General features: G+C 63.8%; 19 protein-coding genes. 11 read left to right on the top strand and 8 right to left on the bottom strand.

Features of this window, described 5'->3' with window-relative positions; translation table 11 throughout:
• The first annotated feature begins 54 nt into the window (after window positions 1-54).
• Genes LK535_RS16280 through LK535_RS16295 form a run of 4 tightly spaced genes read left to right on the top strand, consistent with a single transcriptional unit; the run spans window position 55 to window position 5,688 of the window.
• The gene (locus tag LK535_RS16280; protein ID WP_227772982.1) at window positions 55-1,470 is read left to right on the top strand and encodes an O-antigen ligase family protein; all 1,416 of its coding nucleotides are present in this window, start codon (window positions 55-57) and stop codon (window positions 1,468-1,470) included.
• Window positions 1,471-1,516: 46 nt separating this feature from the next.
• Window positions 1,517-2,227 (top strand): polysaccharide biosynthesis/export family protein, encoded by a 711-nt coding sequence (locus LK535_RS16285; protein WP_227772983.1) that lies wholly within the window; start codon window positions 1,517-1,519, stop codon window positions 2,225-2,227.
• Window positions 2,228-2,242: 15 nt separating this feature from the next.
• Window positions 2,243-4,453, top strand: a complete 2,211-nt coding sequence (locus LK535_RS16290; protein WP_227772984.1) for a GumC family protein — start codon at window positions 2,243-2,245, stop codon at window positions 4,451-4,453.
• 8 nt (window positions 4,454-4,461) lie between these two features.
• Window positions 4,462-5,688 (top strand): hypothetical protein, encoded by a 1,227-nt coding sequence (locus LK535_RS16295; protein ID WP_227772985.1) that lies wholly within the window; start codon window positions 4,462-4,464, stop codon window positions 5,686-5,688.
• A 1,136-nt stretch (window positions 5,689-6,824) separates the two neighbouring features.
• On the opposite strand, the gene LK535_RS16300 is transcribed toward LK535_RS16295, so the two are convergent.
• Window positions 6,825-7,088 carry a hypothetical protein gene (locus LK535_RS16300; RefSeq protein ID WP_227772986.1) on the bottom strand — a complete coding sequence of 88 codons (264 nt, stop codon included), beginning with the start codon at window positions 7,086-7,088 and terminating at the stop codon, window positions 6,825-6,827.
• Between the two features lie 312 nt (window positions 7,089-7,400).
• Here LK535_RS16300 and LK535_RS16305 point away from each other — a divergent pair, with 312 nt between their 5' ends.
• Window positions 7,401-8,399, top strand: a complete 999-nt coding sequence (locus LK535_RS16305; protein WP_227772987.1) for a tyrosine-type recombinase/integrase — start codon at window positions 7,401-7,403, stop codon at window positions 8,397-8,399.
• Window positions 8,400-8,458: 59 nt separating this feature from the next.
• Here LK535_RS16305 and LK535_RS16310 read toward each other — a convergent pair whose 3' ends face one another.
• From LK535_RS16310 to LK535_RS16320, 3 genes are all read right to left on the bottom strand, one after another.
• Complete coding sequence (locus tag LK535_RS16310) at window positions 8,459-9,508, bottom strand: hypothetical protein (protein ID WP_227772988.1); 1,050 nt, start codon at window positions 9,506-9,508, stop codon at window positions 8,459-8,461.
• 50 nt (window positions 9,509-9,558) lie between these two features.
• Window positions 9,559-10,311, bottom strand: a complete 753-nt coding sequence (locus LK535_RS16315; RefSeq protein ID WP_227772989.1) for a hypothetical protein — start codon at window positions 10,309-10,311, stop codon at window positions 9,559-9,561.
• Window positions 10,312-10,380: 69 nt separating this feature from the next.
• Window positions 10,381-10,566, bottom strand: a complete 186-nt coding sequence (locus tag LK535_RS16320; protein WP_227772990.1) for a hypothetical protein — start codon at window positions 10,564-10,566, stop codon at window positions 10,381-10,383.
• A gap of 288 nt (window positions 10,567-10,854) precedes the next feature.
• Here LK535_RS16320 and LK535_RS16325 point away from each other — a divergent pair, with 288 nt between their 5' ends.
• Both LK535_RS16325 and LK535_RS16330 read left to right on the top strand, forming a co-directional pair.
• On the top strand, window positions 10,855-11,874 hold the full coding sequence (locus tag LK535_RS16325) for a replication initiator protein A (RefSeq protein ID WP_227772991.1): 1,020 nt from the start codon (window positions 10,855-10,857) through the stop codon (window positions 11,872-11,874).
• Between the two features lie 463 nt (window positions 11,875-12,337).
• Complete coding sequence (locus tag LK535_RS16330; protein ID WP_227772992.1) at window positions 12,338-13,246, top strand: helix-turn-helix domain-containing protein; 909 nt, start codon at window positions 12,338-12,340, stop codon at window positions 13,244-13,246.
• A gap of 210 nt (window positions 13,247-13,456) precedes the next feature.
• Here LK535_RS16330 and LK535_RS16335 read toward each other — a convergent pair whose 3' ends face one another.
• A complete protein-coding gene (locus LK535_RS16335; protein WP_227772993.1) occupies window positions 13,457-14,314 on the bottom strand; it encodes an acyl-CoA thioesterase in 858 nt (285 codons plus the stop codon).
• 263 nt (window positions 14,315-14,577) lie between these two features.
• Here LK535_RS16335 and LK535_RS16340 point away from each other — a divergent pair, with 263 nt between their 5' ends.
• Window positions 14,578-14,952 carry an RcnB family protein gene (locus tag LK535_RS16340; RefSeq protein WP_227772994.1) on the top strand — a complete coding sequence of 125 codons (375 nt, stop codon included), beginning with the start codon at window positions 14,578-14,580 and terminating at the stop codon, window positions 14,950-14,952.
• 420 nt (window positions 14,953-15,372) lie between these two features.
• On the opposite strand, the gene LK535_RS16345 is transcribed toward LK535_RS16340, so the two are convergent.
• A complete protein-coding gene (locus LK535_RS16345; protein ID WP_227772995.1) occupies window positions 15,373-15,696 on the bottom strand; it encodes a hypothetical protein in 324 nt (107 codons plus the stop codon).
• A gap of 505 nt (window positions 15,697-16,201) precedes the next feature.
• Between LK535_RS16345 and parA the strand changes: the two genes are divergently transcribed.
• The 3 genes from parA to LK535_RS16855 are packed head-to-tail and all read left to right on the top strand — an operon-like array spanning window position 16,202 to window position 17,351.
• Window positions 16,202-16,852, top strand: coding sequence for a ParA family partition ATPase (gene parA / locus LK535_RS16350; RefSeq protein WP_125946483.1), 651 nt, complete (start codon window positions 16,202-16,204; stop codon window positions 16,850-16,852).
• The gene (locus tag LK535_RS16355; protein ID WP_125946482.1) at window positions 16,852-17,160 is read left to right on the top strand and encodes a ribbon-helix-helix domain-containing protein; all 309 of its coding nucleotides are present in this window, start codon (window positions 16,852-16,854) and stop codon (window positions 17,158-17,160) included. Before parA ends, LK535_RS16355 begins: the two co-directional genes overlap by 1 nt.
• A 56-nt stretch (window positions 17,161-17,216) precedes the next feature.
• Window positions 17,217-17,351, top strand: a complete 135-nt coding sequence (locus tag LK535_RS16855; protein ID WP_265334295.1) for a hypothetical protein — start codon at window positions 17,217-17,219, stop codon at window positions 17,349-17,351.
• A gap of 351 nt (window positions 17,352-17,702) precedes the next feature.
• Here the strand turns inward: LK535_RS16855 and rfbA are convergent, their stop codons facing one another.
• Together rfbA and LK535_RS16365 are read right to left on the bottom strand one after the other, a co-directional pair.
• Complete coding sequence (gene rfbA / locus LK535_RS16360; RefSeq protein WP_227772996.1) at window positions 17,703-18,572, bottom strand: glucose-1-phosphate thymidylyltransferase RfbA; 870 nt, start codon at window positions 18,570-18,572, stop codon at window positions 17,703-17,705.
• Window positions 18,569-19,165, bottom strand: a 597-nt coding sequence (locus tag LK535_RS16365; RefSeq protein WP_227772997.1) for an SDR family oxidoreductase, incomplete at its 5' end; no start/stop codon positions are given. The genes rfbA and LK535_RS16365, both read right to left, overlap by 4 nt.

Here is a 19,165-nt window from a genome sequence, read left to right on the forward strand (position 1 = left end):
GCGGATGAACGCAGTTTCGTTGGCGCCGCTGATCGCCTAAGCGCGAGGGCGATCATGAGCACGCAATCTCACTCTCGTCCGCTTTCCCGGCCAAGTCTGCCCCTTGTGCTGCTTGCCGGGTTGCTGGTCATCTTGTGGCTTGCAGGGGGCGCGTCCAGGGACAGCGCAGCGGGGCAGGTCATTGTGCGTGGCGCCGCCTGGGCCGCGTTGATCGTGGGTCTGTTGTTGTGTCGCCCGGCCTTTTCCGCGGCGCGTCCGGTCTGGCTGTTGCTGGGCAGCATGGTTGCACTGGCGCTGCTTCAGCTCGTGCCCTTGCCGCCGGATGTGTGGCAGGCGCTCCCAGGCCGCGAACCGTTTGTGGAAGCCATGGACATCACGGGGCAGGCTCAGCCTTGGCGGCCTTGGGCGATCGTCCCGGGTGGCGCGCGCAATGCTGCTGAGTCCCTGATCGTGCCGGTAACAACCTTGTATCTGGCAACAGCATTGAACAGGACAGAGCGCCGCTGGTTGATGCCGGTGCTGCTGAGCCTGATCGGCGCGTCCATGCTGGTCGGACTACTGCAATTTTCAGGCGTGGTGTTGAACAACCCGTTCATCAACGATACTGCTGGTGAGGTTAGTGGCAGCTTCGCCAATCGCAACCATTTCGCTTTGTTCATGGCGTTCGGTTGTCTCATCGCACCAATCTGGGCATTTTCCCACGGGCATGGCTGGAACTGGCGGATTGCGGTTGCCTGTGGTCTCGTCCCCTTGTTTGTTCTGACGATATTGGCGACCGGCTCGCGCGCGGGACTGTTGCTGGGTGTCAGTGCTCTGGGAATTGGCCTGCTGCTCGCACGGGATGGGCTAAAGGCCCTGTTCGACAAGGCGGCACGGTGGGTATTGCCGGCCATCATCGCCGGGGTTGTCGCCATGCTGGCGGTGCTGGTGTTGCTGAGCATCGTGGCTGATCGCGCGATTGCGATCAGCCGGATTGTGGAAATGGATCCCGGGCAAGACATGCGCAGCCGCGGCTTGCCGACGGTGATCGAGATGATCGGAACGTATTTTCCGGTCGGATCGGGATTGGGCGGCTTTGACCCATTGTTCCGCATGCATGAGCCGTTTGGTCTTTTGAAGCCGACCTATTTCAATCACGCGCACAATGACTTCCTGGAAATCCTGCTTGATGCCGGTGTGCCAGGCTTGCTGCTGCTGCTCGCGGCCGTAGGATGGTGGGGCTGGGCTAGCTTGCGTGCCTGGCGCGGCCCTGCCAGGCGTGCGGGCGGTCTGGCACGACTGGGATCTGCCATGATCTTCCTTGTGCTGGTCGCGAGTGTCGTGGATTACCCCGCGCGTACGCCGATGATCATGGCAGTTTTGGCGATGGCCGCCGTCTGGCTGGCGACAGGTCCAGACGAGGAGCGCGACCGCATAGGAAACGCGGCCGATTATCCGTCAAGGAGGTCGGCTTTACCGCGCAAAAGGTAACACCTATAGCGCACAAACCCATTCTGGTCGGGATCCATTCAAACGCATGCGTAATCTTTGTGCCGTCCTGTTGCTGGCCGTAGCTTTGTCCGCCTGCGCAGGGCGGGAGCCGTTACGATCGTCGTCCCAGCTAACGGTGATAGAGAATGAAGCAACGCTGCCTCCTCCGGACCGCAATGATCTGACCGCCGGGGATCGCCCATCGCTGATCGGGCCGTTGGATACGATCCAGGTGGACGTGTTTAACGTTCCCGAATTAAGCCGCGAAATGCAGGTTGATGCGAGCGGGCGGATCTCCATGCCGCTTATCGGAACGATCGATGCGCGCGGCAAAACAGCAGGTGAGTTGGCTGAGGCTGTGGAAAGCGCCTTGCGGGGCCGCTACGTTCGCAACCCCGATGTTACAGTCAATATCAAGAGTTCGGTCAGCCAGGTTGTGGCGATCGACGGACAGGTGATTGAACCGGGATTATACCCGGTGACGAACCAAATGACTCTGCTGCGTGCCATCGCGTCGGCAAAGGGATTGGCGGAATTCGCCAAGCAGGATGACGTGGTGATCCTTCGAACTGTTAATGGTCGTAAGATGGCCGGGCTTTACAATATCGATGCGATCCGCCGCGGAGTTTATGACGATCCGGCTATCTTTGCCAATGACGTAGTAGTGGTCGGTGATTCACCACAGCGTCGTCTCTTCCGTGATTTCGTGTCGCTCGCGCCGCTGCTTGCCGCGCCGCTTATCGCGATCGTGCAATAAGGTTCGTCGTCGATAATGAAGATGCTTTCCTCTCAGGCGCTCGGCGGGAATGTCTCAGCGAGTACGGTGGCTGGACCAGCCACGTTGACCGACGAGACGATGCCGCTGCTGCGGCAGTATCTGCGTATCGCGATGCGACGCCGCTACGCGATCATTGCCGCCGTCGTCGGGTGCGTGCTGCTGGGGTTGATCATCACCTTGCTGATGACCCCCAAGTACACTGCGACTTCAACCATCGAAATTTCGCGAGAATCTGACAAGGTCACTAATTTTCAAGGCGTTGAACGCGAAGCGAGTGTCGCCGACCAGGAATTCTATCAGACGCAATATGGCCTGTTGCAATCGCGCTCGCTTTCGGAGCGTGTGGCCGCGCAACTGCGGCTGATCGACGATCCCGAGTTCTTCGAAATGTTTGGTATTTCCCAGGACAAACCAGCATTCCAGCAGACCAACGGCCGCTATCCCGCCAACGGACGGGCTGCGCGCCAGCGAGTGGCTGGCGAGGTGCTGCTGAAAAATTTGAGTATTGATCCGACACGTCTGTCGCGTCTTGTGGATATCCGCTTCACCAGCCCGGACGCGGACTTCTCCGCCCGCGTTGCCAACGCCTGGGCAGAGAATTTCATCAAGACCAATTTGGAGCGCAAGATCCAGGCGACGTCGTATGGCCGCGATCTGCTTCAGCGTCAGCTCGCCGAATACAAGAACCGGCTAGACCAGTCACAGCGTCAGCTTGTCGCCTACGCCTCGGCGCAACAGATCATCAACTTGCCTTCGCAAACCAGCGGGGACAATCGTGCGACCTCGGAAAGGTCGATCGTTGCCGATGATCTGGCGGCATTGAACGCTGCGCTCTCACAGGCGACAGCGGACCGGATTCAAGCCGAAGCCCGCTATCAGCAGGTCGGTCGCTCCGGTGCCTCCACCGAGGCGCTGCGTAATGTGGCAATCAACAACCTGCGGCAGCGTCGAGCTGAGTTGGCGGCGGAATATCAGCAGCTGATGACCCGCTTCGAGCCAGGCTATCCCGCAGCCCAGGCGATCCAGTCGCAAATCAATCAACTCGATCGCTCGATCGCGCGCGAGGAAGGGCGCGTCACGAATTCACTCCAGGCGGATTACCGCGAGGCCGTGGAGCGGGAGCGCGCGCTTCAGGCGAAAGTGAATCAGCTCAAGTCGAGCTTCCTTGATCTGCGCCGGCGCTCGATCCAGTATAACATCTACCAGCAGGAGGTGGACACCAATCGCGCCCTGTATGACGGGCTGCTCCAGCGGTTCAAGGAAATCGGTGTGGCAGGTGGCGTGGGAGTAAACAACGTTGCGGTTGTCGACCCTGCGGATGTACCTCAACGGCCGTCCAGCCCACGCCTGCTCATCAACCTTGCCGCCTCGATCCTGGCAGGCTTGGTACTAGGCGCAGCTATTGCGCTTGCTCTGGAGCAGATCGACGAAGCGATTGCCGATCCGGCAGAAGTCGAGCGCCGGCTTGGCCTGCCGCTGCTCGGGTCGGTGCCCAAGGTGGAGGGAGCAACGCCCAAGGAAGCGTTGCTGGATCGCAAGTCAGAGCTGGTCGATGCCTATCTGGCGGTGCAGACCAACCTTGCTTTCACCACGCAGCACGGTGTGCCCCGCTCGTTTGCCGTGACATCCACACGACCGGCAGAGGGTAAGTCCACCACTGCGCTGGCATTGGCCACGACATTGGCCCGTGCGCATCGCCGGGTCATCCTGGTCGATGGCGATATGCGGTCGCCCTCGGTGCATCATCTGGGTGGCGTTGATCACGATCGGGGGCTTAGCAACTTCTTGTCGGGACAAGACGACATCTCATCGCTGACGTTCGAGATGCGCGAGCTTGGGCTGACTGCGATGTCAGCTGGACCGATCCCGCCTAACGCGGCCGAATTGCTCACGGGCAATCGTTTGTCGCTCCTGATCGAGCGCTTGCTTGAAACCTATGACCATGTCGTGATCGACTCTCCCCCGGTCATGGGGCTTGCCGATGCGCCGCTGATTGCGAGCCGCGTCGAAGGTGTGATCTATGCCGTGGAATCGCATGGGATTCGAGCAACGCTGGTCAAGACCGCACTTGGCCGTCTTGCCAGCGCCAATGCCCGGATCGTCGGGGGCGTGTTAACGAAATTCGAGCCGCGTAAGGCGAACTATGGTTATGGCTATGAATATGGCTATGGCTATGGGCGTGATCGCCGCGCGGATGCAGCCTGACGTTGATGATGGGGCGTGTCTTGCTGGCGCGGCGCACGCCGGTTGAATGGGCTGTCAGGGTTGTTCTTGTAACGGTGGCGGCATTGCTGGGCTATTTCAGCCTGACGCATAGCATGGCTCTGGCGGTAAGAAACGGTGCGCAGGCGAGGGGCCACCAACTCGCGCCGGAGGATGGTCGGATCACAGCCGCCGCCGCGGCAAAGGAGCTTGCCGATCATTCGGCCTCGCCCACGCAAGGCGCGGCACGACAGCTTGCACTAAAGGCGCTGCGGCAGGACGCCACTGCGGTTAAAGCGGTGATCACCCTTGGCCTTCAGGCACAATCGCGCAACGATACAGCACAAGCGCGCCGCTTGTTCGCCTATGCACAGCGGCTTTCGCGGCGCGAGTTGCAGACCCAGTTGTGGCTGATCGTGGACGAGGCTTCGCGCAACAACGTGCCTGGGGCGCTGCACCAATATGATATCGCACTGCGCACATCAAAGAGCGCGCCTGATGTGCTGTTTCCTACCTTGGCAAGTGCCATAGCCGATCCGGCGGTGCGCACCAGCACGGTTGCCACGTTGGCACGCAAGCCGATCTGGGGAGCGCCCTTTATTGTCTTTGTGGCGAACAGCGGCGATAATCCGCTTGCCGTTGCGGATCTGCTGTTACGTACCGCCCGGCGCGGTGTGCGCGTGCCGGATGAACCGAGCGCAGTGATCATTAACCGGCTGATCCATGCCGATGCGGCAGACGCAGCGTGGCGCTATTATACGGCGATCCGTCCTGGAGCGAAGCGTGAGGTGTCGCGCGATCCCAACTTTGCCGCCGTTTTCGAACGCCCTACGGCCTTTGATTGGACGGCGGTGAACGAAAATAACATTTCGGCATCACTGCAATCGTCACCCGAAGGTGGCGCGTTGACCTTCTCGGTTGCGCCGGGTGCAGGCGGCGTACTGGTCCAGCAGACGCAAATGCTGCCGTCGGGAACATACCGGCTGCACGGCAAGGGAAGCGAGATTGAACAGCCGCAACAATCGCTGCCCTACTGGGTGCTGAATTGTCGGAACGGTGCCGAACTCGGCCGGGTCGCGGTGCCTAATTCGGCCGATAAGGGGGGGGTGTTCACCGGGCAGTTTACCGTGCCGCCGAATTGTCCGGTACAGACGCTGGCGTTGATCGCCCGGCCTTCGGATGAGATCACGGGATTGTCCGGGCAAATCGTGCAGGCTCGTCTGGAGCCAATAAAGTGAGCGGGAGTGTTTGGCAGCCTGTCCTCTTGGCTGTGGCGTTCATTACCTCTTCGGTGCCTAGCGCTGCCCAAGATCAAAATAGCACGCGTGGCGATAATCCGGATGCAGGGGCCGGCACGGTGGGGCAACGACAGACGCGCGAGAGCAGTAAAGCCAATATTGATCCGATAGCACGGATCAATAACCGTGTTTCGAATCGCGTGCAGAGCCGCATTCGAAGTCGGATCGACCGTTATTACGATCCATCCACCAATGCCGCCTCACCGTTTGAAGTGGCCGGTGACCAAGTACGCAAGACGCCGCGAGGCGGCCGCTGATCGTTCTGATTGCCAAGCCTTGATGTACCGGCCGATGCATCAGCGGGCGTCCGGCGTGGCGATTTCGCTTTCCGCCGGACCTGCAAAAAACACTGATGAGAACGGAACACCGCCATCCGCGGCAGCTGGATGGTATGACTGCAGAAGTAGCGACAGCCAGGATCACCACTCAAGCTCGTTAGTATGATAATGTCCTTTATCAAAAGTAGGATAAGCTTGATGCTGGCTGAGGATGGAGGCACCAGGCTCTAGGCTCGACCTGACTCTAACACGATCGCGCGGCCCGGAGCTACGCATGGCATCGTCTAGCTCATCGTCGATAAGTCGCCTGTTAGAAGTCGTTGTACGTGTCCCAACCCTTCAGCGCTGGAGCCCTGATGCTCAAGCGCTTGGCGAGCCGCCGCCCAAGGGCATTAAGAGCTTGCCCGACGAACGAACTTCGCAACTGGGTCGATCTCCTGAAGCGGCCAGCAGGCGGCTCGAAAATGTACGCCGAGGGCCGAAGCATGTGTCTGGAGGCCGGCAACCGAGTTCATCCCGGCAAGTCTGCCAGCGCGATCGTCAGCGCCCGCTGAAGAACATCACTGTGGGTCGCTGTGCCGCTATCTGCATCGCCCTCTGGTCGCCGCGATTACTCCGACGCCGGGCAGGATCTGGCGTTGCTCAGGAACTGTGTTGCGTTCCAGCCACTGGCCTGCTGACGCGCGCCATCGTCTCTACGCGGCGGACACCGCGCGATCGGCTGCAGCTGGCTTTGCGCGGGCGGCGGTACTTTCACCGCCAATGCCGGCGCTCCTTTGCAGGAGCGCCGGGAACAGCTTAGTTGCTGTCGGAATCGTTGTCGTCGGCGCCGTCGACGATGGCATAGATGATGCCGCCGGCCAGCAGGGCGCCCAGTGCGATCGCGATGCCGCTGCCGCCTGCCGCCTTGTTGGCGCCGGTCGTCGGAGCGGACGCGCGGGTCGCGTTGCCGAGCGACAGGCTGGAGGCTGCGCTGGTGGGCGCAGCCGGAGCGGCCGAAGCGGCCACGGGGGCGGCGACCATGGCAGTTGCGGCTGCAGCTGTCAGGAATTTGGTGATCATGTAGGTCCTCCTCATCAGGCGCACGGCATCCTTCGCCATCAAGCGAAACGCGCAGGGCATGAACCACGCGCCGCTGATTTGGTTGCATGACCGGGGTTTACCCTCTGACCCTCTGAACCCTCGCCCTCTGGCGCCCAGCCGTGGGTCGGGCGTGCCGGTTGCGGCGCGGCTCCCCTCGCCAAGCATGTAGCAATGCCACCATGTCGCCACGTCGACATATCGACATGTCACCACCCCGAAGCGCAAGGGTTAATTGCCCCGTCAGCACTCTGGGGGATTCACGTGCCGTTCCGCGCTGCTAGGATCGGTATCATGCTCGCGAGCCTTTCTTCCGCCGCGTCCCTTGGCGCGCGCTCCCCCGCCCCCTCGCTTCTCCCGGGCCTGGCGCTCCCGCCGATCGTGGTGGCGACGGGGCCGGAGGCGCAGCGCCACTTCCTTGAGTTTTTCGCCGCCACGATCCACAATCCGCACACCCGCCGCGCCTATGCCCGCGGCGTGGCCGATTTCCTCGGCTGGTGCGCGGAGCGCGGGGTCACCGCCCTTCCCCAGATCCAGCCGCTGCATGTCGCTGCCTGGATCGAGGAGCTCGGCCAACATGTCTCGGTGCCGACGGTGAAGCAGCGGCTCGCCGGGATCCGCCATCTGTTCGACTGGCTGGTGCGCGCGCAGGTCGTGCCGCAGAACCCGGCCGTGTCGGTGCGTGGCCCGGCGTATAGCGTGCGGCGCGGCAAGACGCCGGTGCTCGATCCTGCCGAGGCGCGCCAGCTGATCGACGCGATCGACGTGTCCACCCCCATCGGGCTTCGCGACCGCGCGCTGATCGGCCTCATGGTCTATTCCTTTGCGCGGATCGGCGCGGCGCTGGCCATGCGCGTGGACGACGTCTTTGTGCAGAACCGGCGCCTGTGGGTGCGGCTGCATGAGAAGGGCGGCAAGCGGCACGAAATGCCCTGCCACCATAATCTCGAAGACTATCTCCACGCCTATATCGATGGGTGCGGGCTGGCGGGGGATCGCAAGGGGGCGCTGTTCCGCACCATCGGGCGCGGCACCGGGCAGCTTAGCCAGACCCCCCTGCCCCAGGCCAGCGCCTATCAGATGGTGCGCCGGCGCGCGGCCGCTGCGGGGATCGATACGGCGATCGGCAACCATTCCTTCCGCGCAACCGGGATCACCGCGTATCTGAAGAACGGGGGTACGCTGGAACGCGCCGCGGCAATGGCCAACCACGCCTCCACCCGCACGACGCAGCTTTATGACCGCCGTTCGGACGACGTGACGCTCGACGAAGTGGAGCGCGTCATGATCTGACGTGTCGGTGTGTCGACATGTCGCCGTTTCGACATTCGTACGTCATATGGGCGTGATGATCAGTTCGGATCCAGGCTCGGCGATCCGCCAAGCACACCATCCAATGCCTCGGCCAGCTTTCCGGCAGCCGTCTGCCAGTTCACCGGGGGCCCGTCGGACACCTGATATCCGCTATAATCATCGTCGAAGAGCGAGGGGCGTTCGGGGAAATACAGCGCGCGGATCGTCTCGGCCTGATCGGCATAATATCCGTTGAACTGCCGTGCCTTGTCCGGCGCGATCGGGATCGGTCCGCTGCTCTTGCGAAGGCCGGCGATGATATGCGCCCGGATGGCCGACGCATTCGGCAGGTTTCGTTCTTCCAGCAAGCGGTTGATCAGCGCCAGCGCGCGCAGATCGTCGAAATCGAGCGACGCATTCGCGTCCCGCCGCTCGTCGAGCATGGGCAGGCCGAAGCGCGCCGCGAAATCGGGCACGATCGAGCCGCCGGCAAGCTCGCCGCGTTCAAAGATCGCGACCTGCATCCGCTCCTGCCCGAACACCGCCGCCCAGCGCGCCAGCATGCCGGCATAATCGAGGTAGGAGGTGCCCCGGAAATGCTGGAACGGCGCCAGACTGGCCAGGCCGTTCTGGACGAAGGTGGAATAAGCGCTGAGCGCCATGCGATCCCAGCGGCGCAGATAGACGCAGATGCGGATGTCGTCGAAATGCCGGTCCAGTACAGCCTTCAGCTGGCGAAGGCAGGGCGGGTGGTTCAGCCGTGACGAGGCATGTTCGGACGAAAGAATGAACGTGGCATCGGGATGGGCGGCGACCTCGCGGGCCAGTTCCGCGTCGATCCGGGCATCGAAGGCGGCGCGGCTTTCATCGGCCCGCCGGCCGGCAAGCGCCGGCAGATCCGCCTCGTCCCCGCGCGTCTTGGCCCGCGCGACCAGCGCGGCATGCGCGTTTCCCGCGCCAAGCAGCGGATAGCGAAAGCCGCCCTGCCTCAGCGCATCGCTCGATCGGGCCAGCGCCTGTTGCAGCGTTGTGGTGCCGGTCTTTTCCATGCCGATGTGCAGGATCGCCGTTCGCCGGCGCACCCCCGGCGCGGGCCCGGGATCATCCATGGAAGTGACGCAACATGATGCGCGGTATCTTCCGGTGCCTCGCGCCCGCATCAAGCATTATCGGCGGATCGGGCGGGATCGGCGTAGAATTGCTCGTACAGCAGCCACTCGCGGGCGCGCACCCGCGCCGCCAGTTCGGGGCTGATCGCCGTATTGCGCAACTCCGGTGCAATGCGGCTGACATTGACGGGCGCGATGTCGCGCAGGTCGTGGCGGGCGGCGGTCGCATCGTGCAGCCTGGGCGCAAGCGGCCCATCAATGAGAGCGTCCAGATCTTCGCGCAGATGCTCCGTGCGGATCACCGCATCGGGCAGGCCCTCGGCGCGATACAGGCGTCGCACGTCGAGCCGGCGTTCCGCCGTTGCCAGCCGCGCACGGGCATCCGGCAGCGCCAGCATCAGGAACCGAAAGGTCTGAAACCCGATCAGGTCGGGGCAGGACAGATGATATCCTTCGCCCAAGATCGCGGCATGGCGAGGGCGAAGAACAAAATCGAGCCAGCGTTCCAGCGCCGCGACCGGGCCGTGCGGCACGCTGTCGTATAACGCTCCCTGACCTTGGGCATCGATGAACGCCCGCAGCGAACCATGGCCGCCAGCGCCGTAACGGAACAGTGAGATATATTGCTGCAGGGGATCCCGAACCGAGACCAGGTAGAACATCCCTGCCTGCCGATTGGCAACAGGGGCATGTTTGCGCAGTCCGGCATCGCGTTCACGCATGTGCTTCGATAGGAACTGGCTAACGAACGAGGACCCGGTCTTCTGGACGTCAAGATAGGTCAGGGTCTCGAATTGATGCATCACCCTGTGAAGGCGCAGTGCCTGCTAAAAAGCAAGCGATACGCCGGGGCGGTCTACGCCGGATGATCCCTAGTGGGCTGGCTTCGCCGGCAGGACAGTTTCAGCTGGCTGCGGTTCGGCCATCGGCTGATAGGACCAGCCGTCGAACACGAACGCCCGATGCCTGGCGTGCGGGGCGTGCTCGGCGCGCGGCTGATCGCCGGTGCGCCGGTCTTGCCCATCGAAGACCGGATCGAACTCAGTATTGATACGCATGTACACCTCCCCGCGACGGGAGGCCGTAACAGGCGATCGTCCAGAATGTTCCTGCCAATTCGGTAGTAATCCCGCGAGCTGACCAGCGCTTGCGGTGAAATGCGGACGGGAACGACCAGGCCTGCCGACATGTCGACATATCGACCCGGCGAGCCGCCTTTGCGGTGCCGAACTGCTGTTGTCCATTTCCTACTCGAAAGCACGAATCCAACAGCGCTTCATCGCTCCTTCCCACGGGCGCGCGGCTTTTCCTCCCCAAAGTTCGTGCTTTCGAGTAGGAAATCCAACATGCCTACCAAGCCCGCCGGCAAGGCCGCGAAGCCGCCCGCCCCCTCCTCGGCCAAGTCCCCCGTCAAAGCTGCCGCCAAGGCCCCTGCTCGCCGTCGCGACGGGTCGCAGCGCGATCTGTTCCAGCTCGACAGCCCGCTGACCGGCGAGATCCGCGGCGAACGTTCGCTGATGGCCTTTCCCTTTTTCGCGCTGGCGAAAAGCGCGTGGATGAAGCCGCTGACCTATCATCACGGCCCGGTCTCGATCGAGGTGCGCCCGTCCGCCAATGGCGTCGCAACGATCTACGACAAGGAAATCGTGCTTTATATCGCTAGCCTGATGGCGGCGAAGCTCGAGGCGGGCGAGCAGGTCGAGCAGGATTTCGTCTTCACCGCGCACGATCTGTTCTCGGTCACCGGGTCGAACCATTCGGCGCGCTCCTACCAGCGGCTGTCCGAGGCGCTCGAGCGGCTGCAGGGCACGCAGATCAAGACCAATATCGAGGCTGGCGGCGAAGGCGAGGAAGGCTTCTTCTCGTGGCTGTCCGAAGCGCGGCTGCACTATTCCAAGACGCGCACTGGCGAAAAGCGGCTGAAGGCCGTGAAGGTCCGGCTGTGCGACTGGCTGTACCGCGCGATCCTGCGCGATCGTCAGGTGCTCGATTATGCTGCGGCCTATTTCCAGCTCGGACCGATCGAGCGGCGCATCTACGAAGTCGCGCGCGCCACGGGCCCCGATACGCTGGATGGCGAGCGGCTGGAGATCGATCTCGCCACCTTTCGGCTGCAGATCGGCTATCAGAACCCGCTCGCCAATTTCCGCGCTGCGCTGAAGCAGATCGCGGGAACCGATACGATCCCCGACTATGATCTCGCGCTGGTCGAGGGCGAGGCGCCGGCCGAGAACACCGGCGGGCGCGGGCGCAAGGCGGCGCCAGTCAGCGTCGTCATCACGCGCCGGGCGCCACCATCTGTCGATCAGGGCGCATCTGGTGATCAGGCCGCGCTTTCCGATCAGGCCGCGGACGAGGTGGCCTGACGTTCCGCCCTGCAACGCGAATCAGTGTTCGAATCGGCGCACTGACACGGCAAGGACCCGCATTAATTGATACTCGAAAGCACGAAGTATTGCCGTAATTCATACTCGAAAGCACGAATGCGCGTGCCAATAGATACTCGAAAGCACGAACTTTTTCAGCATTTCATACTCGAAAGCACGAACTGTAACGTCTTCCGATGATGGAATTAACCTGCGAGAATATCGCGGAACGCCGGCATGGGGCCGGCGCGAAGCAAGCAGGTGGCCGTGACCTCATAAAGGAAAGCCCGGCACGAAGGCCGGGCATCCCAGGAGTTTGATGGAGCGACGTCGCCAAACGTCGACCCGGAGCAAAACCAACTGCTCCCTCCAGATACCCCGGAACCCTCCCCGGTTCAAGGATGCGCGTTTCGCGCCACGCCCTCTTTTTGTCTGTGTCCCGGCCCCTTGAGGGGGAAGGAAGATGACGGCGTTTACCCTGGGGGAAGCGACGGCGCTGGCGCTTGGCCGCGTCCCGCCGCCTGGTCGCGCGCCCGGCATGGCGGCCCTGCGCGTGCGCCCGCCGGCACGCAGCGGGGCGCCGCACCCGACCGGCGCGCCGATCCGCCGCGACAGTATCGAGGCGGGCACCTTCGAGGAGCATTTCTTCGCCGTCCCCGCCAAGGGCGAGCCCGATCGCCTGCTGCGCCTGGCGCGCGCCGCGCTTGATGCCGGGCGCCGGCTGAAGCGCGCGGTTCGCATGGAGGGCCGCATCCTCTCCCCCGCCGAAGCCGCGCTCGCCGGCCTCACCGCCGGCGCGGTGCGCGTTTATGAGGAGATCTGCACCCTCGCCCGCCTGAACCGGGGCCGCGTCTTCCCCAGCTATGACCGGCTGGCCGAGGCGACCGCGCTCGGCCGCGCGACCGTGGCCCGGGCGCTGCGCGCGCTCGAGCTCGCCGGCTTCCTCGTCCGCCAGCGCCGTTTCAAGCGTGTCGCGCGCGCGGAAGGAGATGGGTCAGGCGACGCCCCGCGCTACGCCCAGACCTCCAACGCCTATCGCCCGCTGCTGCCCGCACGCCTGCTCCCGCACCTGCCGCGCTGGCTCTCCCCTGCCCCGCTTCCCGTCGACGTCGAGCAGCGCACGGCCGAACGCGCCGCGGAGGTCGCCGCGATGCACGACAGCCTCTCCTGCCGCGAGCTCGCCCAGACACTGGTCGGCGGATCGCTCGGCCGCGTCCTCGCCAAGCTCGGCGCCCACATCGATCGCCGCGAAACGGTCACCAGCTGCGAGTCTCAAAACCAGCCTCAACCGCTACTGGATTCTATCTGTTCAAGGAAAAGCGGCGTCGGCCTGGTCGGCCGACACGTCGGGCCTGACGGCCAGACACGCTGAACCCACCCCTGACCCACAATTCAAAACTCGATCGGCAAGGCCGGAAGCGCCGGCTTACGCCGACGCAATGCTCCCTAGGGGGACCAAGCGGTTTCCGGCGTGGCCCCTCGCCGGCCAGCGCTCAACGGTCAGTGTCGATGCGTCGGTCTGTCGGCATGTCGACGTGTCGGAAGATCGATGCAGACCGGTTCAAATCGGTCTGGGGCGGCCCTACCCCCGCGGCCGCGTCACCAGGCAATGCCCGCTGCCCGTCGCCAGCGCGCGCCCGTCGCGGCTCCAGATCCGCACGCGTCCGCTGATCAGCCCGTTGCCCGACACATCGCTGTCCGCATCGCTCAGCAGCCAGTCCCCGGCCGGCCCGCTGCCATGGAAATAGACGGTGAGGTCGAGCGATGGCGCCAGATAGTCGGCGTTTTCCTGAAGCCGGTGCCAATGCCCCGGCCAGATGCCCAGATCGATCAGCAGCGCGGTACGCATCGCATCGAGGAACGGGTCGCCTGCCGCCTGGTCGCCCGCTGTCTCGCTCGGCGTCCCCTCCCCCGCCCAGTCGCGAAAGCGCAGCCAGCGCCGCTGGCTCGGCACCGGCGCCGGCGGATCCTGCGCCAGCCGGAAATGCACCGGTCGCCCTTCCAGATTGCCCCAGAAGCGGTTCCACGCGATGCCGCGTTCGGCCAGCAGCTCGTCCTGACCGCGCAGCGCCTCCGGTGCCGGCACGTCGGGCATCACCGGCGTCACCGGCAGCGAGGCTTCGCTGCGCATCGTTGTCCAGATCTGCGCCAGGAACACCGGCCGCCCTTCCTGCGCCAGCGTCACCAGGTACAGCGCGGAGCCCCCCTCCTTCACCGCCTCGACCGCGACGTCGATCGCGCCCGGCTTCGCCACCCGCACGAACTGGCCCATGAGCGACGCCGGCCGATGGTCCTCCGCCGCGCGTTCCCGCACCGCACGCAACGCGATCGCCGCGATATAGCCGCCCGCCGGGCCCCAGATGTCCCACGCCGGATCAAGCATCGCGCGATACCCGTCCCCGCTCGGCGCCAGCGCCGTCGCTGCCATCAACCCGGCCATGCATCCCCCCCTTTGTTGTCGCCACTTCATGAGTGAGATCCGCCGGATCGCCAAGCACCGGAACGCGCCGACCAGCCGACAGGTCGAGATGTCGACACATCGACGTGTCGCAAGGCCTTTTTGTCGCCCCCTGCTCCGGCGCAGGCCGTCCGGGCGCTGGCACAGTTTGCGACCATTTGGGTGGCGGCCCGACACATGCCGGCGACAGCTGACCCCCATCTTGCCTTCAACGCCGATCACCATCGGCACGAAGGAGTTTGAGCATGAACCGCTTTCTGATCGCAGCCCTCGCCACCACGATGGTCGCCACGCCCACGCTCGCCGCGGCGCAGCCCTATCGCGGCCCGGCCCACAATTCGGCGCACACGGTGGTGCAGCAGCGCGGGCACGGCCCGGTCGTGGTGAAGCAGAACACGCGTTATCGCGCCCCGGCGGTCCAGTATCGCAGCAACTGGCGCAAGGGCGAGCGGTTCGACAGCCGCCAGGCCCGCAACTACCGCCAGATCGACTATCGCCAGTATCGCGGCCTCAAGGCCCCGCCGCGCGGCTATCACTACGTCCAGTCGGGCAATGACGCGGTGCTGGTCGGCATCACCAGCGGCATCGTCGCCGCGGTCTTCGCCAGCCTGATCCGCTGAGCCCCCACCCGGGTGGCGGAGGAACGCTCCGTCATCCGGGACCAGCCCCCACGCGTCATCCCGGCCGCCACGCCGGGGTGACGCCTCTTCCGGTCATCCGCGACGCGCCGGAAGCAGCGCCGCAAACCGGCGTGACGACGAACAGGCGAGGGCTGCCAAAAAGCCTCCCCGCCTCCCTCTCGATCTCACTTCATCGGTTGACATGTCGGACTGTCGACAGGGCGGGCGGCACCTCGTCAGAAAACCGCTACCCGGCGCGCCACGACGCGGATATCTCCGGAAATCATCGTCAAGCGACTGTATCTAAGAGAAAACCAGCGAGCTTGAGTTTGCCCACTATGCCTCATGTCCGCTTTTAGCGACCAATCCCTAGCGCAGAAATATCTGCGATTGAGAGGAACGCGGACGCCAGCTTTCGCTTTATAAATCCGTTAAGTTGGGATGGTCTTTGATGATCTCATCAACGCTCGGCTCGTAAATACCAAGAATATGTATCTCGCGGTCATCTAGCGTTGGAAAGTCCAGGATCGACACTCCTTCACTCCTGATCGCAACTCCATCCTGCGTTTCGAGCTGTATGATATCACCTCTATCGCCAACAAACTCTGCATCTATCACGCTAGCATGGCGGCTTTGATGATATGCATCGGTCGCAAAAAGTTTTGCCATTACAACCCCCATTGGCGGATCAACAGCAAAGACGTCTGCCTCAGCGATAAGAGTCCCGGCTTCGAAGACTTTCAATCTCATTTATCAGGTATGTGGCAAGCTGATAGAGTCCGCAATTGGGCGCTTCCTGCCGGTCCGCTTCTGGGCGGGACAGCGGGATAGCGAACAGTTCGGTAGCATGCTGACTGTGCGTCAGCGTGCAAAAGAAGCGACGCCCGGATCAGGTCAGGGGGACAGGCGTCTGGCGACCAGGACCTTCCCGAGGCTGACCACGGCAGACCCCACCATCTACTTGTCGATCTGTCGACACATCGACGGGCAGGATAGTCCCTGCCCGACACCCGACACCCGACACCCGACACCCGACACCCGACACCCGACACCCGACATCCCGCCAGACCATGCGCCTTGCCCGCTCCCGAACCGCCGCCCCACGCGCGCGCCCAGGGGAGGGGATGAACAACCGGGTTCGCATCGCACGGTCGTCACGGCCTTCCCCGCCACGGGATGCGGCCAAACCGCTGGCACCGGCCAAAATGCTTCTCGACAAGCCATCATGTCGACATGTAGCAACGTCGCCATGCCGACAATCGCGATCATCAGCCAGAAGGGCGGGGCGGGGAAGACGACGCTGGCGCTTCACCTCGCCGCGATCGCGCAGGAGGCGGGGCGCGTTGCGCTCATTATCGATACCGATCCGCAGGCCACCGCCAGCCAATGGGCGGCCTGGCGCCAGGATCAGCCGCCCGAAGTGATCGACAGCCCCCCGCCGCGGCTCGCCGCCAAGGTCGCCGCGGCGGAAGGGCAGGGGGCCGAGCTCATCGTCATCGATACGCCGCCCCATGCCGACAGCGCCGCGCGCGCCGCGGTGGAGGTCGCCGATCTCGTGCTGATCCCGTGCCGCCCGAGCGCCTTCGACCTCGCCGCGATCCAGACCACGGCGAAGCTCGTGCAACTGCTGCGCAAGCCCGCCTTCGTCGTCTTCACCGCCGGGCCTCCGAACGCAGCCCGCGTCTATGCCGAGGCGGGCGAGCTGGTCGACAGCTACGGCACCCCGCCAGCCCCCGTGATCCTCCCCGATCGCGCCGCTTATCGCCATGCCAGTGCCGAAGGGCGCACCGTGACCGAGTTGGAACCCGAGGGCCGCGCCGCGGCCGAGATCCGCGATCTATACAAATGGACATGTCGACAGTTAGACATGCCGGCACCGCGTTTTCGAAAGGCCGTCTGATGAGCCGCAAGCCGAGCTTCGCCAATCTGCGCACCGCCGCCCCGGCGCCCAAAACGCCGCTGGCCGATCTTCCCCGGCAACAGGCCGCAGCTGTATCGGACGAGGCCGAAGACAGGCCAAAAGCGCCCGCCACACCACGCCCGGAAAGCCGGGTCGGCCGCAAGCAGATCGCCGGTTTCTTCACCCCGGAGATGAGCTTTGCCATGCACATGCTCGCCCGGCGTCAGGACCGCAGTTTGCAGGCGTTGATGGCAGAAGCGTTCAACGATGTCTTACGCAAGTACGGGGAAAGCCCGATTGGAGAGTGATCCACAATGAACCATGAAACAATGGTGGCGTGGATGGTGAAAGGTATGATTGAGTAATGGACCGCGAAGTTATCGCCTACGGGCTTATCATCCTGGTGGTGGTTATCGGCTTGCCATTAGGCGCCTGGTCCTGGGAAAAGCGTCGTCGCCAGAAACTGCGCCGCCAGGGCATCAAGCGCTACGGTCATTGATAAACAAGGCGCGGCTGCGGGTAGCTTTTAGTCAAGCAGAAGAATGAGTATCGCTGCCCATAACGCCAGTGATGGCGGCAACGCGATGATGAGGCCGTAGAGAGGTGGCCTGCGTGAAGTGCCGTACATTGGGTCGTCTCCTGTCGACCCCCAGGCGCTGTCTCCCATCCTGAAAAAAAACACGCCAACATCAAGCGCCGCAAGCTTGTCGTCGACTTACTGGCCACTCCTCTATTCAACGACCGCGGAAGCGCGAAGTTGCATATGCCTGGAGCCGGCCGATCCATGAAGTAGACGGCGCGAGGGCAGGGGCCTCGCGCCCTAAGTCGCTGATAAGGCCGGCTTCAGCGATCAGTGGCCCTCGACGGCATTCAGGATCGCCCGGCCGTAATTGGTCTTCTTGAACTTCTCGCCGGCTGCGCGGGCTTCGTCCTTGCTGATCCAGCCCTGGAGGTAAGCGATTTCCTCCAGACACGCGATCTGGATGCCCTGGCGGTGCTGGAGCGTGCGGACGAATTCCGATGCTTCGAGCAGGCTGTCGTGCGTGCCGGTATCGAGCCAGGCATAGCCGCGGCCCATCTGCTCGACGAAGAGGTCGCCAGCCTCCATGTAGAGGCGGTTGAGGTCAGTGATTTCCAGCTCGCCGCGCGCGGAAGGCTTCAGGTTGCGGGCGTATTCGACGACGCGATTGTCGTAGAAATACAAGCCGGTCACCGCGCAGTTCGACTTCGGCTGCGCGGGCTTTTCCTCGAGGCTGAGCGCACGGCCGTCCTCGGCCAGCTCGACCACGCCATAGCGCTCCGGATCCTCGACGCGGTAGCTGAACACCGTCGCGCCGTGCGTGCGGTTGACTGCGCTCGCCAGCAGGTCGCTGAGGTGCGCGCCGAAGAAGATGTTGTCGCCCAGCACCAGCGCGACATTGTCATCACCGATGAAATCCGCGCCGATCGTGAAGGCCTGCGCCAAGCCGTCAGGGCTGGGCTGTTCGGCATAGGACATCTGGAGGCCGAAGGCAGAGCCATCGGCGAACAAGCGCTTGTAATTGTCGAGATATTCCGGGCTGGAGATGATCAGCACGTCGCGGATGCCGGCCAGCATCAGGACCGACAGCGGGTAATAGATCATCGGCTTGTCATAGACCGGGAGCAGCTGCTTGTTCACCGCCAGCGTCGCCGGGTGAAGCCGCGTGCCCGAGCCGCCCGCGAGAATGATGCCCTTCACTTCTTGGCTCCGATCAGTTCGTCGAGGATGTCGCTCAATGCGTCCTGCCACGGACGCGGCTGGGTGCCGTAAGCCGCACCGATCGCAGCATGGCTGAGCAGCGAATTGGCCGGGCGCCTGGCGGGCGTCGGATAGTCGCTGGTGGGAATGCCCTTCACCGCGGCCGATGCCCCGCCGCGGGCCGCGCTCTGCGCGAAGATCTCGCGCGCGAAGCCCGCCCAGGTGGTCGGCCCGGCATTGGAGAAGTGGAACGTCCCGGTCGGCGCGGCCTCGTCTTCGACCAGCCGGACGGTGATCGTCGCCAGCGCCTTGGCCAGATCCGCCGCGCTGGTCGGCGTGCCATGCTGGTCCTCGACCACCGTCAGCGTGTCGCGCTCGGCGCCGACGCGAAGCATCGTCTTCACGAAATTGTTGCCATGCGCCGAGACGACCCAGGCCGTGCGCACGATGACGTGACGCGCACCGCTCGTGCGCACCGCCAACTCGCCACCCAGCTTCGACGCGCCGTAGACACCCAATGGCGCGACGGGATCGTCGACCTCCCACGCGCCCTGTTTGTCGCCGGCAAAGACGTAATCAGTCGACACCTGCAC

The organism is Sphingomonas sp. IC4-52 (assembly GCF_020707225.1).
In the GTDB taxonomy this organism is placed as follows: domain Bacteria; phylum Pseudomonadota; class Alphaproteobacteria; order Sphingomonadales; family Sphingomonadaceae; genus Sphingomonas.